We start from the raw sequence: 15,184 nt of genomic DNA, 5'->3' as shown, positions 1-15,184 counted from the left end.
TCTTTTCCGAAAACCGGCGCCTATTTTCCGGCATCATGGTCTAGACAAAGCCAGGCAGTTGCAGATGCCCGGCCGCGAGCAGTTCGGCCATCGTGTTCAGGGCCGTGCGCAGATCGTCGAGCGAGCGCGCGGCGCCGACATTGATGCGCACCCCGTGCTGTACCGGCTCGCGCCCAACCGCGAAGGCATCGCCGGGAAGAACGGCAACGCCACGTTCCAGGCAGGTGCGAGCGAAACCCGCGCCCCGCCACGGCTCCGGGAGGCGCAGCCAGGCATGAGTCGAGGTGGCGTGGCTCTGGACATCGTAGCGGCCGAGGATTTCGGTGAGGATGGCCTGGCGCTGACGAAGCTCCTGCTTCTGGGCTTCGATGATACGCGCCGCCGAGCCCTCTTCTATCAGCCGCGCGCCGATCAGCGCGGTCAAAGGACTGATGCTCCAGCAGTTGATGCGCAAAGCTGCGGCGACCTGGCCGGCTATGGCGCGTGGCGCGATCACAAAACCGAGGCGCAGCCCTGGGGCAAGGCATTTCGACAAGGCGCCGATGTGAACCGTCAATTCGGGCTCGAGGCTGGCAAGCGACGGCGGCGGACTGTCCGCCAGCGGCCGGTAGACGTCATCCTCGATGATGAGCACGTTATGGCGACGGGCGACGGCCACCAGCTCGTGCCGGCGTTCCTCGCCCAGTGTGATGGTGGTCGGGTTGTGCAGGGTCGGCACCAGGAAGACCGCGCGCGGGCGAAGCTGCGCGCAGGCAGCCTCGAACGCGTCGGCCCGCATGCCGCCACGGTCCATTGCGACGCCTCTGAGATCGAGCCCATGCACCCGGCACAGTGCATTGATGCCCTGATAGGTCACTTCGTCGGCGAGCACGACCTCGCCCTGCCTGGTCACGGCGCCAAGCACACAATCCAGCCCATGCTGGGCGCCCGCCGCCAGCACTACCCGGCCGGGATCGCCGTCGCCCGCCGCCGGCCGCATCCACTCGGCGATTGCCGCCCTCGCCCATAGCGGCCCCTCGGGCGGATGATAGTCCTGAAGCGTGGCGTAGTGCCGGTCCTTGGACAGGCGCGGCAACAGCAGCGCCAGCGCGTCGAGATAGGCCGAGGTCGCCGGCCGGTTAACGGAAAGATCGATGACGCCGGTGTCTTCGCTCGGCGCCGACACGAAACCTGGTCCTTCGCCGCCGTCACGGGCGGCGACCGTGGTGCCGCGTCCAGGCCGCGCTTCGAGCAGTCCGCGCTGCTGCAGCGTCGACAGCGCGCGCGTCACCGTGGTGACGTTGATGCCAAGTGCGCGGGCAATCTCGCGCTGCGGCGGCAGCCGGTCTCCAACTGCAAGCGTGCCGGCTGTAATCCGTTCGGCAATAGCGTCAGCAAGGCGCCGGTAGACCGGGCCTTCATCCGAGGCGAGTTGCAGGTCCTGAAGCATGCGGATTGGCGGTTTCGGTGTGTTGACTCTCTGGCTACCGGCGCATCTAGCATAAGACAATGCTCCGGACAATAGCACTTGTCCGGTACATGTTTTCAAAATCCGGCCGAAAAATCTCACACAATCTCGAAGAAAGCCGCTTGACGGGCAAACTTGTCTGCATCTATGGTTCTTTAGCGATTGATTGTGTGAGCATACAAGTTTGGTTTGCCGCCTTGCGCGGCCAGCGTCATGCGAGACCGACACATGCACGGCAAGCACCACCTCGTTTCGACAAGCGGCCATTGCCGCCGCTCAACGGATTTCCGTCCGTGATCGCCGAAGCGACAGTCCTGTCAGCCGACAGCGCCGCTGCGGCACCAGACGCCCGCCAAGGATTTGTCGAGTTCGTCGATGTCGAGAAATCCTATGACGGCCGCACGTTCGCGGTAACACGGCTGAACCTCAGCGTGGCGCGCGGCGAGTTCCTCACCCTTCTCGGCCCCTCCGGTTCGGGCAAGACGACGACGCTCAACATGCTTGCCGGTTTCGAACGGCCGACCAGCGGCGTCATTACGCTTGAAGGCCGGTCGGTCGACCGGCGGCCGCCTTACGAACGCAACATCGGCATGGTGTTCCAGAACTACGCGCTGTTTCCGCATATGAGCGTCGAGGAGAACGTCGCCTTCCCGCTCTCCGTCCGCAAGATCACCAAGGCGGACGTTGCATCCCGCGTCGGCCGCGCGCTCGATATGGTGCGGCTGCGGCAGTTCGGCGACCGGCGGCCGGCACAGCTTTCCGGCGGCCAGCAGCAGCGTGTCGCGCTTGCCCGCGCGCTGGTGTTCGAGCCGAGCCTGGTGCTGATGGACGAGCCGCTCGGCGCGCTCGACAAGAAGCTGCGCGAGCATATGCAGCTCGAGATCAAGCAGTTGCACACGATGCTCGGCGTCACCATCGTCTATGTGACGCACGACCAGAGCGAGGCGCTGACCATGTCGGACCGCGTTGCCGTGTTCAACAATGGCGGGATTGCCCAGCTCGGTTCGCCTGATGACCTCTACAACACGCCGGAGAGCTCCTTTGTCGCGAGCTTCATCGGCGAGAACAACACGCTGGAAGGCAAGGTCGAGCGCATCTCCGGCAAGGAGTGCCGCGTCACGCTGCACGGCGGCGGTTCGGTAACCGCGCTGGCCATCGGCGTTGCGGAGGGTGCGGCCTGCCATCTCGCCGTCCGCCCGGAGCGGTTGAAGCTTGCGTCCGCTTCGAACGGAGCAAATGCGTTAGCCGCCACCGTCGATGGCCGCATCTACCTCGGCGACCACCAGCGTCTTCTGGCCAGGCTTGAAAACGGACAGGTGCTGACCGTTAAAGTCGGCCCCGAAGCGACCATGGGCAACGGGGAACCGGTCACGGTTTCCTGCGCGCCCAACGACTGCCGTGCTTTTCCTGCCGATGCCGGAACGGCCGGTTCCATCTCGAAAACAGGGGAATAAGAACAATGAAAATCACAAAAGCTCGGCTGTTTGCTATCGCGGCAGCCACAGCATTCATCACGTCGGGACATGCCGCCTTCGCCGACGAGCTTTCGATCATGGCCAGCGGCGGCGCTTGGCAGGATGCCCAGCGCAAAGCATGGTTCGAGCCGTTCAGCAAGGAGACCGGGATCAAGATCATCGAGCAGGAATATCTTGGCGATCTCGGCAAGGTCAAAGCCATGGTCGACACCGGCAACGTGCCGATCGATCTGGTGACGGTCGAAACCGCGACCGTGCTGCAGGGTTGCGACGCCGGCATTCTCGAGCGGCTCGACTATTCCAAGATCGCGCCCCGTGAAAAGTTCATCGAAGGTTCGGCACTCGACTGCGGCGTCGGCCTTGATGCCTATGGCGACGTGCTTGCCTATGATCCCAACGTGCTGAAGGAGGCGCCGACTTCGGTCCTCGACATCTTCGACACGACGAAGTTTCCGGGCAAGCGCGCGATGCGCAAGTTTCCGGCGCAGAACCTCGAATGGGCGCTGATGGCCGACGGTGTCGCGCCGGCCGATGTCTACGAGGTGCTGGCAACCCCCGAAGGTGTCGATCGTGCTTTCAAGAAGCTCGACACCATCAAGAAGGACATCGTCTGGTGGGATGCCGGCGCACAGCCGCCGCAGCTCCTCGCATCCAAGGAAGTGGTGATGACCACCGCCTGGAACGGCCGTATCCAGAACGCCATCGACAAGGACGGGGCGCCGTTCAAGATCGTCTGGAACAACCAGATCCTCGAATATGACATGATTGCCATTCCGAAGGGCGCCAAGAGCCCGGACCTGGCCTACAAGTATCTTGCCTATATCAGCCAGCCGGAAATCAACGCCAAGCTCGCCAGCTACATCACCTACGGGCCGGTGCGCATCGATGCGGCTTCCTTCGTCGCGCCGGACGCCCTGCCGAAATTGCCGAACGCACCTGACCACATGACCGCTTACCTGGTCGCCGATACCGAATTCTGGGGCGACTATGGCGAGGATCTGGTCAAGCGCTTCAACGCCTGGCTCGCGCAGTAGGGGAAAATGTCGGCGCTTGAGCCCACGAAACTGGACCGGCCGCGGGCAAGCCGCGACTGGTCGGCCGCCGATTCCGGCACAGCAAGGTCGGTCGCGGCGGCGCTTCGCCGCGCCGATCTCGGCGACCGTCTGCGGTCGCTGGCGCTGGCGGCACCTTTGCTTGTGCTGCTGGCGCTGAGCTTCGGCATCCCGATCGTCCTGCTTCTGTCGCGCGCTGTTTATGATCCGACGATTGCCGACGCTTTGCCGCAGACCAGCCAGGCATTGGCCGGCTGGAACGGCACGGGACTGCCCGACGATGCTGCGTTCCTGGCCCTTGCCGCCGATCTCCGGAGCAATCAGGCCAAGGGCACCGCCTACGAACTCGCCAAGAGCCTGAACGCCCGTCTACCAGGTGCACGCAGCCAGGTGCTCAAGACGGTGCGTCAACTCGAGGCCGCCGACAGGCCGCCGCTGGAGGTGATGAAAGCGGTGCCGTTCTGGTCGGCCCCGGGCACATGGCCGGTCATCGAGAGCGGCACCCATAGCGTGACGTCGTTCTACCTGCTGAGCGCGCTTGATCTGCGCTGGAATGCCGATGGCGGCATCGAAAGGGTGCCGCCCGAACAGGCCATCTTCCTGCAGGTGTTCATGCGCACATTCTTCGTCGCCGCTGCGGTGACGCTGGCCACGCTGATACTGGGCTTCCCCCTCGCCTACCTCATCGCCTCCGTGCCCAAGGGCCTCGCCGCCATCCTCATCGTCGCGGTGCTGCTACCGTTCTGGACGTCGATCCTGGTGCGAACCGCGGCCTGGACGGTGCTCCTGCAGAAATTCGGCCTGGTCAACGACCTGCTGCTGTGGCTCGGCGTTGCCGACGACCGGCTCGACCTGATGTACAGCCGCATCGGACTGATCATCGCCATGACCCACATCCAGCTGCCGTTCACGCTGCTGCCGATCTACAGCGTCATGCGCACCATCCAACCCTCGCAGATGAAGGCTGCCTATTCGCTCGGCGCAAAACCTTTTACCGCCTTCCGCCGCGTCTACCTTCCACAGGTCTTTCCTGGCGTGATGGCCGGCTGTCTGCTCACCTTCATCATCTGCCTCGGCTATTACATCACGCCGGCGCTGATCGGCGGCGCCAGCGACCAGCTGATCAGCAATTTTATCGCCAGCTACGTCAATGTCGAACTGAATTGGGAGATGGCGGCGGCGCTCAGCTTCATCCTGCTCGTCTTCACACTGGCGCTGTTCGGCATCTTCGCCCGCATCCTCGGCCTCGACCGTCTCAAGCTGGTGTAGCCATGTTGCTGTCTCCCTATCCGACGACAGGCGAGAGAATCCGCATCACCCTGCTCTGGCTGTGGTGCGGCATGGTGATCCTGTTCCTCCTCGTGCCGATCCTCATTCCCGTTCCCTTGTCGTTCAACAGCGGCGCCTTCTTCATCTTTCCGCTGGAGGGAATTTCGACGCGCTGGTACGAGGTCGTGCTTGGAACCCATCGCTGGCAAGCAGCCATCGGCAACAGCCTGATCGTTGCGTTCGGGACGACGCTGATCGCAACGATACTCGGCACATTGACGGCTATTGCGCTTTCCGACGAAAAGTTTCCCGGCCGCCGCATCGTCATGCCGCTGCTGCTGTCGCCACTGATCGTGCCGGTGGTGATCACCGCCGTCGGCTCATATCTGTTCTATGCACGCGTCGGCCTTGCCAGCACCTATGCCGGCATCATCCTGGCGCACACCGCGCTCGCCAGTCCCTTCGTCGTCGTCACGGTGGGAGCCAGCCTCACCGGCTTCGACCGTAATCTGATGCGCGCCGCCGCCATCTCCGGAGCAAAGCCCATCACATCGTTCTTCAGGGTGATGCTGCCGCTGATCCTGCCCGGCGTGCTGTCAGGGGCGGCCTTTGCGTTCGTCACCTCGTTCGACGAGGTCGTCGTGGTGCAGTTCCTGGCCAGCGCCAATCAGCGCACCATGCCGCTCGAAATGTTCATCGGCCTGCGCGAGAAGCTGAGCCCGGCAATCACCGCCGCCGCGACGCTGATGATGGCACTGTCGATCGTGCTGCTCGTCGTTGCCAATCTTCTGGCCCGCCGTGGCAAGCAGCGACCGCGCATCGACTAGGAATGTCGTGCGGCGGTCGGCCAAAGCCTCCATAGGCCTGCCCGCGTCAGGCCGCTTTACGGTGCGATTTCCATGTCTCGTGGTGCTTGCCCCACGCCGACATGACTGTCACCGCATCGTTCAGGCTAAAGCCGAGCGGCGTGATCGAGTATTCCACGCGAGGCGGCACCTCGTCATAGGCGCGCCGGCTGATCAGCCCGTCGGCTTCCATCTGCCGCAATTGTTGCGTGAGCACCTTTTCGCTGACGCCAGGCAGCAACCGGCGCAGTTCGGCAAAGCGGTATGGCCGCAGGTGCAGTTCCCATAGCAGCGAGGTTTTCCACTTTCCGCCGATGGCCTGCAGCGCGGCAGCAAAACCGCAGCTGTCTGGTTCCTTGCGCCTCATTTGGCAGCTCCTGTCATGATGGCGATAGCTTACCTCAAGGTGCGTACTTCTCAACGCAGCAAGAATTTATATCTTCGGATCGAGCGCGCCAAACATGAAAACGGACCCTCGGCGAGAGGGCCATCAGTCTATCGGAGAAGTTACTATGGCATCGAATGTCTGCGTGCTCGGCGCGGGCCGAATGGGCTCGTCCATTGCTCGAACGCTGCTCGACCGCGGCTATCCAACATGGGTCTGGAATCGAACCGTGGCAAAGTGCGACCCATTGGCGGCCCTTGGCGCGAAGGTCGCCCCGTCAGTGGAGGATGGAATCCGAGCGGCCGACGTCGTGATCATCAATGTTCTCGACTATGCCGCCAGCGACGCTTTGCTGAAGCGGGATGGCATCGCCTCGGCATTGGCCGGCAAAGCCGTCGTGCAACTCACCTCCGGATCGCCGCGTCTGGCGCGGGAAGAAGCGCGCTGGGTGGAGGCACATGGTGCCGGCTATCTGGACGGGGCGATCATGGCCACTCCGGATTTTATCGGCAAACCAGAGACCGCACTGCTTTATTCGGGTTCCCGCGACGTTTATGAGAAGCACAAGCCCCTGCTTTTCGCACTCGGCGGCGGCACGAGCTATGTCGGGGAGCTGCCGGATCAAGCCTCTGCGCTTGATACCGCTCTGCTCACCCAGATGTGGGGCGGGCTCTTCGGAGCACTCCAGGGCATGGCTGTCGCCGAGGCCGAAGGTCTCGACCTGGAGACGTTCAGGAACCATCTTTCCGCATTCAAGCCTGTTGTCGATGCCGCTCTGTTCAACCTGGTGGATAGAACAAATGCGCGCCGTTTTGCCGGCGACGACGCAACGCTGGCGTCCTTGGGTGCCCACTACAGCGCCTTCCAGCACCTGCTTGAGGCCTGCGAGGAGCGGCGCTTAAACGCGGCTATGCCGCGCGCCATGGACATGATTTTCCAGCAGGCGCTCTCGCTCGGCAGCATGGAAGATGATTTTGCATCTCTTGCGCCGCTGTTTCGAAATGGTTCGCCACGCCAGAGCCGGGAGCCGGCGAATGCATAGCGGCAAGACGAAACGAACCGCGACCTGCTCATGCCGGGGCGTGGAACTTGTCCTCGCCGGAGAGCCGCGACGCGTCTATGCGTGCAGTTGCATGGAGTGCCAGCGCTGCACCGGAACGGCGTTCTCGTACCGGGCCATCTACGCCGGTTCCGCCCTCGTCGGCCAGAAAGGCGAGACCAGATCCTGGCGCAGAACCGGCTCGTCGGGACAATGGTTGGAGCAGACATTCTGCACCACATGCGGGTCGGTCGTCTTCATGCGAGCAGAAGGGCTGAAGGATGCGCTGTCGGTATCGGTCGGCTGCCTGGAGGACCCGGAATTCCCACCCCCGACAATGCTCCATTGGCCTCACAGAAAGAATAGATGGCTTTGCTTGGAAGGCGTGCCCGAAGCAGCCGCCTCTTGAGGGCGGATCACCAAGCGATGCCTGGCTTGCAGCAGGCTCGGCATCGTGAGTCCGGCTACGTCTCCTTCGGCAATCGATTTCCGTTCAAGAAGGTCCCGATTGGGCGGATAGCTGTCGCGGGCGACTGCGAATCCCAAGGCTCCCTCGCAGCACTCCTTGCAACACTTTGCGCTCCCCGACGTTCTCCCAAGGCACGCTCCGAAGCCGATTGTCGCGGCTCCAATGGCAAATCCAATTGCTGGAGCGAGGGATGTCGGGTTCGCCGGCTGGCCACGGCACCCAAGCGTGCCGTGGCAGTTCGGCAACCTGCATCGATGTGACGCTGGAGGAGACGCCATGGACATGGGCAACAGGAAGACGCAGTTCAATATCTGGTACTGGATCGTCGCCTTCGTCGGGCTGATGATCTTCCAATATGTCTACACTGCCACGCAGCACGTCGCGCAGATTCCCTACAGCCAGTTTGAGACCCTGCTACGCGACGGCAAGATCGCCGACGTGCAGGTTTCCGATCGCTTCATCCAGGGCCGCTTCAAGCAGCCGCAGGACGGGAAGCCTCTATTCATTACAACGCGGGTCGAGCCGAATCTCGCGCGGCAGCTGCAGGAACACGGCGTCACCGTCACTGGCCAGATCGAAAGCACATTCCTGAGCGACCTGCTCTCCTGGGTCGTCCCGATCCTCGTCTTCTTCGGCTTGTGGATGCTGCTGATGAGACGCATGGGCGGTGGCAGTGGCATGGGCGGGTTGATGCAAATCGGCAGGAGCAAGGCCAGGGTCTATGTCGAGGCCAATACCGGCGTGAGGTTCGATGACGTGGCGGGCGTCGATGAGGCCAAGGCCGAGCTGCAGGAGATCGTGGATTTTCTGAAGAGCCCGCAGGAATATGGCCGTCTTGGAGGGCGCATGCCCAAGGGCGTACTGCTGGTCGGACCGCCAGGCACCGGCAAGACGCTGCTCGCGAAGGCCGTTGCAGGCGAGGCAAAAGTTCCGTTCTTCTCGATCTCAGGCTCTGAATTCGTCGAGATGTTCGTGGGCGTCGGCGCCGCCCGTGTGCGCGACCTGTTCGAGCAGGCACGCGCCAGAGCCCCGGCAATCATTTTCATCGACGAGCTCGACGCGCTGGGCCGCGCCCGGGGTGCGGGCCCGATGATGGGCGGCCACGACGAGAAGGAGCAGACACTCAATCAGCTCCTGGTCGAGCTCGACGGTTTCGATCCAAAAATCGGCGTCGTGCTGCTCGCCGCGACGAACCGTCCGGAAATCCTTGACCCGGCACTTCTTCGCGCCGGCCGTTTCGATAGGCAGGTGCTGGTCGACCGGCCGGACAAGCAAGGTCGCGTCCAGATACTCCAGGTCCACATGAAGAAGGCGAAGCTGGCAGCGGATGTCGAGGCCGAGAAAGTTGCCGCGCTGACGCCGGGCTTTACCGGCGCCGACCTCGCCAATCTGGTCAACGAGGCGACCCTGCTTGCCACGCGCCGGAAGGCAGATGTCGTGACGATGGACGATTTCAACAATGCGGTGGAGCGCATCGTGGCGGGGCTCGAGAAGCGCAACCGGCTGTTGAACCCTAGGGAACGTGAGGTCGTCGCCTATCACGAAATGGGCCATGCTCTGGTAGCCATGGCGCTGCCCGGCGTCGACCCGGTGCACAAAGTATCGATCATCCCACGCGGCGTCGGCGCGTTGGGCTACACGATCCAGCGGCCGACCGAGGACCGATTCCTCATGACGCGCGAGGAACTGGAGAACAAGATGGCGGTGCTGCTCGGCGGCAGAGCGGCCGAGCAGATCGTGTTCGGGCATCTGTCGACGGGGGCCGCCGATGACCTTGCCAAAGTGACCGATATCGCCCGCGCCATGGTTACGCGTTACGGCATGTCGGAAAAGCTCGGCCATGTGGCGCTGGAAAAGGACCAGCGCTCCTTCCTGAGCCCCAACCCACTCGCCGGCGGTCCGCGCGAGCATGATTACGGCGAGGCCACCGCCGAAGCTATCGACGCGGAAGTTCGCAGCATCGTCGACACAGCTTTCGCGCGAACCGTCGGCCTGCTCACTGAGCGACGGGATCTGCTGGAAAAGACGGCGCGCAAGCTGCTCGAAATCGAGACGCTCAGCGAGGCTGAACTTGCATCGCTCGTCGGAAACGTCTCGGCACCGGATCGCGCGACAACGGAGGCATCCGATCGGCAATCGGGGAAGCGACCGATACGACGAGGCAAGGCTGCGGCCACAAACTTCTCGCGCCCGGCCGAGTGATGACCTTCCTCGTCCCAACGTGGCCCCCGGGTCCGAACCGCTCGTCCAAGGCCGATACGGGCATCAAGATCGCCGTACATCGTCATGTTGCAGCCCAGGACAAAGCCGCCGGGATGGACATCAGGGTCAGTCGCTCGCGGACCGGCGACCGTTTGATCGTAAACGGCAGATCGCTGGCATCGCCAATCTCGACGCGGCCTCCCCAGGTGACCCGTTCCCAGTGGCATAGTGTCGCTGCCAATCACTGAGATAGTCGCCCAGGACCTGGCAATCATCAACAACGAAGACCAGCACGGCCCCGCGCACGCGCTAGTCGGCGTTGCGGGCGGCCGCCAATCCGCGTCGCGCGGCACCGGTTGACCGGCTTATTCAGTAAAGGCTAATAGGGCAGCGTTACGCGACCGATCCTTGTGTCTGTTTTCGGATTTGGCGTTGCTTTCGTCGCGGTCCGAATCCGCCAGCTACGGTAGGCCAGGCTGAATGACCGACCACATTTGCCTCGAATTCGCTCCAATCATTGAAGAGCGGTGCTGATTGCAATGCTGGCGCCATCCGTTTACCAACTCCTGCAGACAAAACGAAGGCTCCTATGATCCAGGACAATGCCAGGGTCGGCGTCGTGGTGCCGATGTTCAATGCCGAGCGAACCATTCGCGCCACCTTGACCAGCATCTGCCAGCAGGACCATCAGGCGCTGGACATTATCGTGGTGGACGACGGGTCGACGGACCAGTCCGCCTCGATTGTGGCCTCCTGTGCTGAGAGAGACCGGCGTATACGCCTAATGAGGCAGTCGAACGCCGGTGTTGCGCAGGCCCGCAACAGCGGTGCGGCCTCTACCGATGCGGAGTTTCTGGCGTTTGTCGACGCGGATGATCTCTGGGCCCCATCCAAGATCGCACTGCAACTGCGCGCCCTGCAGGAAGGCGGCTCTTCTGCGGGCCTGGCATATTGCTGGTTTGCCCAAATCGACGAGGACGGCCGGGTATTCTCACTATACCGACCCGATGCCGATGGCCGCGTTCTGCAACGGATGTGCAGAATGAATTTTGTCGGCAACGGAAGTTCGATGCTGATGCGTCGCTCCGCATTCGAGCAGGCGGGACAATTCGATCCTTCCCTGAGGGCCAGGAATGCACAAGGCTGCGAGGACCTTCTGATGTGCCTCAGGATAGCGGAAAGTTACGAATTCCGTGTCGTGCCTCAGCACCTGGTGGGCTATCGGATGACGAACGTCAACATGTCGAGCGATGTCATGCAGATGCTTCGTTCATGTGAAATCGTCCTTGCCGAGTATCGCGAAAAATATCCGCAGTTCGGCAGCGATCTCGATGCGCATCTGGTCGACATGATCCATTGGCTTGCCATCAGAGCCTTGGTCGGCGGGCGGCTGTTCGCAGCCGGCGACCTGCTGAAGAGATACTTCGTCCTGGAACCGCGCACGGCAATTTCCCGCCTGCCCAACATGATCGACATGTACTGCCGGGCCAGGCTGGTTCCTCGCTGGGTCAAAATTCGAGTGAAGCGGATGCGAAACGAGAACGCCGAGTTTCGACGCCTTTATGAAGAGACTATCTGGTGAATGTGAGCGTATTCCTGTTCGCGCGCTTGCAGCGGCTCTTCCGTCACGGGGGTCTAGGTGCACCTCGTGATCTGAGACCTTAAGCGCCGTCTTCGACGAGAGCGGACGGATCAATTCTCCTCGGACCTGACTCGCGAAGCTGGCGCGGCGTCGGCGTCTTGAGGGCCACCTGGACTCGCCTTCGAAGCCACTCCGGAGGAAATGGCTGGCAGATGAAGGTCGGATCGGCGTCGAAAAAACGCTCGGAGGTACAGATGGAATGCGGTGAGGTCGGAATCATGCGCTGTTTAACGGCAAGCATTCTTGGCACAAAGCGACGCAGCCGCCGCCACATGTCTTGTGCGGACGGCTTTGCGAAGACATGAAACAGCGCGGCCGGATCGATCCGTGTTGCGTGGACAAGCGGAGCGATGGCCGCGCCTGGCGACGTGCGGGCGGCTTCGCTGCCATAATACGCTGAAGCCACGCCATCGGACCAACGAAACAAGAAAGAAGCTAGCTTGGGATGTCGCGTGCGGACTGTTTCAAGGACGATCCGGTGCGATGTCAGCATGACGACATACCTGGTCGACATAGAAGATAGTGATCGCCGGTAACCAATCAGATACTCGGGAACGACATCATAATCGCAGATCGCGGCAATGTTGAGCTGCATCTGCAAGTCTTCGGCTCCTTGGGCGCCTGCGGCTCTGAGCGACGGGTCGTATCCCCCGGTTGCCGTAAGAACTGATCGCCTGATTAGCGGTGAACTTGCATTGCCGATAAAATTCTCAACCAGCAGCCAGTTGTGGACGTCCCCGCGAGCGAGAGTTGGCGGGGAGCATTCGATCACCCAATCATCATCATCGATGACCCGATACCATGCGTAGACAAGGCCGAGAGAAGGCCGCGACTGAAAGAGGCTGTGCTGCTTTTCCAGCTTTGTCGGGTGCCACACATCATCCGCATCAAGTGGCGCTATAAATTCACCCTTCGCCGCATGAATTGCCAGGTTTCTGGCGACAGCAACCCCTCGGTTCTGCTGTCTCAGAAGGGAAATACGCGGATCACTGGTTGCAAATGCCTCGACGATCTCAGCGGTCCGGTCGGTCGACCCGTCATCGACAACTATGATCTCTAGCTGTTTGAAAGTTTGCGAGGCGGCCGACTGAAGGGTGTGTCGGATGGTCTTTTCCGCATTGTAGGCAGGAATGATGACGGAAACTGCGGGTTGCATATCGAAAAAAGCCTGCTTTTGATGAAGGATGAAAGAAAGACGGGAGCGCCACCGGCCTAAATACTAGCATGCTCGAGCGGGCTAGTATCAAGCCGCGCCTCTCCCTACGGCTACTTCAACGTCTGAGAATTCGCCCGGTATTCGCACTTACGGCGGCGACACGTGCTAATATGCTGGTTTCAATCCGCCCAAACTTGTGGATGCCTTCATGCTTCCTTTCATTTCGCTCACATCCGTGCCCGTGGCCTCGTGGTCTTATTGCCATCAGCTATATGCTTGAACACTCACATGTATCGCGTTTCTGCCGATCGGGATGGCATCCACGATCGGACATGAGCGTGGTTTTTACGGTTCCTGCGGCGGGAGACCGATGGTGATTCCGCGCGTTCTCCTGCAGCTTGGTCGGCTGGTCCGGCGTCGACGCCTGCGCCGTGCTCCCATCATATTGATGTACCATCGCGTGGCAGATATCGCCGTCGATCCGTGGAGCCTAGCCGTCCATCCGGCGAGGTTCGACGAACAAATCGAAGCGCTGACGCGGAGTCGGCGGGTGGTGCATTTGCATGAGCTGTTTGATGTCATCGCACGGGGAAAGCCAGGCAAACCGCTTGCGGTTGTCACGTTTGACGACGGCTATCACGACGTCTACAGCAACGCTCGCCCGATCCTGCAGCGTCACGACTGCCCGATGACGCTGTTTGTTGCGACGGGAGCAATCGGAAGCGGCAGAGAATTCTGGTGGGATGCGCTCACGCGAATCTGTCTTGAGACGCCTGAACTGCCTGACCAACTCGACATCACGATCGAGGGAGGCAGGCATCACTGGCTTATCCCGAAGATGGTGGATCAGGCCGGCCGTGACAAAGTCTACCGGGAGGTGTGGTCGGCGCTCCGAACGCTGCCGTATGAGCGACAGAACGCACACGTCGAAGACATTGCGAAATGGGCGGGCGTTGGTCTCGACGCCAGGCCAGAGCACTGTATTATGACTCCCGCGGAGGTTGGTGACATCAGTGACGACCTGATCACGATCGGCGGTCATACTGTCAGTCATCCCACGCTTCCGGCCCATTCCTTCGCGACCCAGCTTCGCGAGATCGTCGACGGCCGTTCGGCCTGTGAGCAAATGACCGGAAAACGCGTCCTCTCTTTTGCATATCCATTCGGAGACCATGACGCTCTGTCGGTAACTGCCGTCAGGGAAGCGGGATTTGAGTTCGCATGCACGACGCGCGCCGGGTGCGTTACGCCCGAGGCAGACGTGCTGCGTTTACCTCGATTGTATGTCGGCAACTGGTCAGGGGACGAATTCTTGCGAAAAATCGAGGATCATCTGTTCTGATGAACGCACAGCAGATTACCATTATCACTCCTCGACGCGGCTGGTTTGACCTCGATTTCTGGCACCTGTGGCGCTATCGCGATCTGCTGCTCCTGTTCGCGATGCGCGACATCAAAGTCCGCTACAAGCAGACCTTGCTTGGTCCGGCTTGGCTGATCCTGCAGCCCCTGGCGCTTACCGCAGCGTTGACCACCGTCATCAGCGGTATCGCGGGCATTTCAACCGGTGGCCATCCCGCGCCAATCTTTTATCTGACAGCGCTGGTGCTGTGGTCGTATTTTTCCCAAGTCGTCTCCACCGCGAGCCAGGTCTTCATTGCTAACGGTCATCTTTTCAGCAAGATCTACTTCCCGCGACTCGTCGTTCCCGTGTCGTCGCTACTGTCGAACACTGTGGCCCTGGCGATCCAGCTTGGCGTCGCATTGGCCTTCTTGCTCTGGTACCAGCTGACAGGAAAAGTGGACGGGTTGTCGTGGCGCCTCGCGTTCTTTCCGCTGGTGATCATCCAGATCGCGGCATTCTCGTTGGCTGTTGGGCTTTGTCTAGGAGCGTCAACCGCGAAGTACCGCGATACAGCTCATATGACTCCGTTCTTGATTCAGATCTGGCTGTTCGTGACGCCGATCATCTTTCCTTTTTCGGCTATTCCCGAGCAGTACCGGACGCTGATCGGATTTCTGAATCCGCTCGCTGTCATAATTGATGAAGGGCGCTGGTGCTTCTTCGGCACTTCGGCAGTCGGTGCGCCACAAATCGCTGCAGCGCTTGTCACGACCTCGGTCGTGCTGTTCATCGGCGTCGTGATCTTTCAACGCGTCGAACGAACGGCCATGGACATGCTGTGAAGAGAAATGACAACCC

General features: G+C 61.4%; 13 protein-coding genes and 1 pseudogene. 10 read left to right on the top strand and 4 right to left on the bottom strand.

The genetic code is table 11. The features are described from left to right. Positions 1 to 40: 40 nt before the first annotated feature. The gene (locus tag IHQ72_RS14870) at positions 41 to 1,429 is read right to left on the bottom strand and encodes an aminotransferase-like domain-containing protein (protein ID WP_258123111.1); all 1,389 of its coding nucleotides are present in this window, start codon (positions 1,427 to 1,429) and stop codon (positions 41 to 43) included. A gap of 311 nt (positions 1,430 to 1,740) precedes the next feature. Between IHQ72_RS14870 and IHQ72_RS14865 the strand changes: the two genes are divergently transcribed. Genes IHQ72_RS14865 through IHQ72_RS14850 form a run of 4 tightly spaced genes read left to right on the top strand, consistent with a single transcriptional unit; the run spans position 1,741 to position 6,070 of the window. Further along, positions 1,741 to 2,901, top strand: a complete 1,161-nt coding sequence (locus IHQ72_RS14865) for an ABC transporter ATP-binding protein (RefSeq protein WP_374120355.1) — start codon at positions 1,741 to 1,743, stop codon at positions 2,899 to 2,901. A gap of 5 nt (positions 2,902 to 2,906) precedes the next feature. Beyond that, positions 2,907 to 3,956 (top strand): ABC transporter substrate-binding protein, encoded by a 1,050-nt coding sequence (locus tag IHQ72_RS14860; protein ID WP_258123110.1) that lies wholly within the window; start codon positions 2,907 to 2,909, stop codon positions 3,954 to 3,956. A 6-nt stretch (positions 3,957 to 3,962) separates the two neighbouring features. After that, complete coding sequence (locus IHQ72_RS14855) at positions 3,963 to 5,243, top strand: ABC transporter permease (protein ID WP_258123109.1); 1,281 nt, start codon at positions 3,963 to 3,965, stop codon at positions 5,241 to 5,243. Between the two features lie 2 nt (positions 5,244 to 5,245). Next, the gene (locus tag IHQ72_RS14850; protein ID WP_258123108.1) at positions 5,246 to 6,070 is read left to right on the top strand and encodes an ABC transporter permease; all 825 of its coding nucleotides are present in this window, start codon (positions 5,246 to 5,248) and stop codon (positions 6,068 to 6,070) included. A gap of 46 nt (positions 6,071 to 6,116) precedes the next feature. Here IHQ72_RS14850 and IHQ72_RS14845 read toward each other — a convergent pair whose 3' ends face one another. Then, positions 6,117 to 6,455: a winged helix-turn-helix transcriptional regulator gene (locus IHQ72_RS14845; RefSeq protein WP_258123107.1), complete on the bottom strand. Its 339-nt coding sequence runs from the start codon at positions 6,453 to 6,455 to the stop codon at positions 6,117 to 6,119. Positions 6,456 to 6,618: 163 nt separating this feature from the next. On the opposite strand from IHQ72_RS14845, the gene IHQ72_RS14840 reads away from it, so the two are divergent. From IHQ72_RS14840 to ftsH, 3 genes are all read left to right on the top strand, one after another. Continuing rightward, on the top strand, positions 6,619 to 7,515 hold the full coding sequence (locus tag IHQ72_RS14840; RefSeq protein ID WP_258123106.1) for an NAD(P)-dependent oxidoreductase: 897 nt from the start codon (positions 6,619 to 6,621) through the stop codon (positions 7,513 to 7,515). After that, positions 7,442 to 7,921 carry a GFA family protein gene (locus tag IHQ72_RS14835; protein ID WP_309508865.1) on the top strand — a complete coding sequence of 160 codons (480 nt, stop codon included), beginning with the start codon at positions 7,442 to 7,444 and terminating at the stop codon, positions 7,919 to 7,921. The genes IHQ72_RS14840 and IHQ72_RS14835 overlap by 74 nt, the downstream gene beginning before the upstream one ends. A gap of 336 nt (positions 7,922 to 8,257) precedes the next feature. Next, positions 8,258 to 10,183: an ATP-dependent zinc metalloprotease FtsH gene (gene ftsH / locus IHQ72_RS14830; RefSeq protein WP_258123105.1), complete on the top strand. Its 1,926-nt coding sequence runs from the start codon at positions 8,258 to 8,260 to the stop codon at positions 10,181 to 10,183. Positions 10,184 to 10,208: 25 nt separating this feature from the next. On the opposite strand, the pseudogene IHQ72_RS14825 reads toward ftsH, so the two are convergent. Further along, a pseudogene (locus IHQ72_RS14825) lies at positions 10,209 to 10,528 on the bottom strand (glycosyltransferase family 2 protein); the annotation flags it as partial. 172 nt (positions 10,529 to 10,700) lie between these two features. Here IHQ72_RS14825 and IHQ72_RS14820 point away from each other — a divergent pair. Next, entirely contained in the window at positions 10,701 to 11,765 is a 1,065-nt protein-coding gene (locus IHQ72_RS14820; protein WP_258123104.1) for a glycosyltransferase family 2 protein, read from the top strand. A 79-nt stretch (positions 11,766 to 11,844) separates the two neighbouring features. Here IHQ72_RS14820 and IHQ72_RS14815 read toward each other — a convergent pair whose 3' ends face one another. After that, the gene (locus IHQ72_RS14815) at positions 11,845 to 12,981 is read right to left on the bottom strand and encodes a glycosyltransferase family 2 protein (RefSeq protein ID WP_258123103.1); all 1,137 of its coding nucleotides are present in this window, start codon (positions 12,979 to 12,981) and stop codon (positions 11,845 to 11,847) included. A gap of 370 nt (positions 12,982 to 13,351) precedes the next feature. On the opposite strand from IHQ72_RS14815, the gene IHQ72_RS14810 reads away from it, so the two are divergent. Both IHQ72_RS14810 and IHQ72_RS14805 read left to right on the top strand, forming a co-directional pair. Continuing rightward, positions 13,352 to 14,323: a polysaccharide deacetylase family protein gene (locus IHQ72_RS14810; protein ID WP_258123102.1), complete on the top strand. Its 972-nt coding sequence runs from the start codon at positions 13,352 to 13,354 to the stop codon at positions 14,321 to 14,323. Beyond that, positions 14,323 to 15,168 carry an ABC transporter permease gene (locus tag IHQ72_RS14805; RefSeq protein ID WP_258123101.1) on the top strand — a complete coding sequence of 282 codons (846 nt, stop codon included), beginning with the start codon at positions 14,323 to 14,325 and terminating at the stop codon, positions 15,166 to 15,168. The genes IHQ72_RS14810 and IHQ72_RS14805 overlap by 1 nt, the downstream gene beginning before the upstream one ends. Positions 15,169 to 15,184: the final 16 nt, after the last annotated feature.

The sequence above is a fragment of the Mesorhizobium onobrychidis genome (assembly GCF_024707545.1).
GTDB lineage: Bacteria > Pseudomonadota > Alphaproteobacteria > Rhizobiales > Rhizobiaceae > Mesorhizobium > Mesorhizobium onobrychidis.
This window is presented reverse-complemented; position numbering and strand designations above follow the sequence as displayed.

Coding starts and splice junctions, on each gene's coding strand:
- IHQ72_RS14805 (WP_258123101.1), top strand. CDS start 14,323: ATGAACGCACAGCAGATTACCATTATCACTCCTCGACGCGGCTGGTTT.
- IHQ72_RS14870 (WP_258123111.1), bottom strand. CDS start 1,429: ATGCTTCAGGACCTGCAACTCGCCTCGGATGAAGGCCCGGTCTACCGG.
- IHQ72_RS14835 (WP_309508865.1), top strand. CDS start 7,442: ATGATTTTGCATCTCTTGCGCCGCTGTTTCGAAATGGTTCGCCACGCC.
- IHQ72_RS14860 (WP_258123110.1), top strand. CDS start 2,907: ATGAAAATCACAAAAGCTCGGCTGTTTGCTATCGCGGCAGCCACAGCA.
- IHQ72_RS14810 (WP_258123102.1), top strand. CDS start 13,352: ATGGTGATTCCGCGCGTTCTCCTGCAGCTTGGTCGGCTGGTCCGGCGT.
- IHQ72_RS14815 (WP_258123103.1), bottom strand. CDS start 12,981: ATGCAACCCGCAGTTTCCGTCATCATTCCTGCCTACAATGCGGAAAAG.
- ftsH (WP_258123105.1), top strand. CDS start 8,258: ATGGACATGGGCAACAGGAAGACGCAGTTCAATATCTGGTACTGGATC.
- IHQ72_RS14855 (WP_258123109.1), top strand. CDS start 3,963: ATGTCGGCGCTTGAGCCCACGAAACTGGACCGGCCGCGGGCAAGCCGC.
- IHQ72_RS14845 (WP_258123107.1), bottom strand. CDS start 6,455: ATGAGGCGCAAGGAACCAGACAGCTGCGGTTTTGCTGCCGCGCTGCAG.
- IHQ72_RS14850 (WP_258123108.1), top strand. CDS start 5,246: ATGTTGCTGTCTCCCTATCCGACGACAGGCGAGAGAATCCGCATCACC.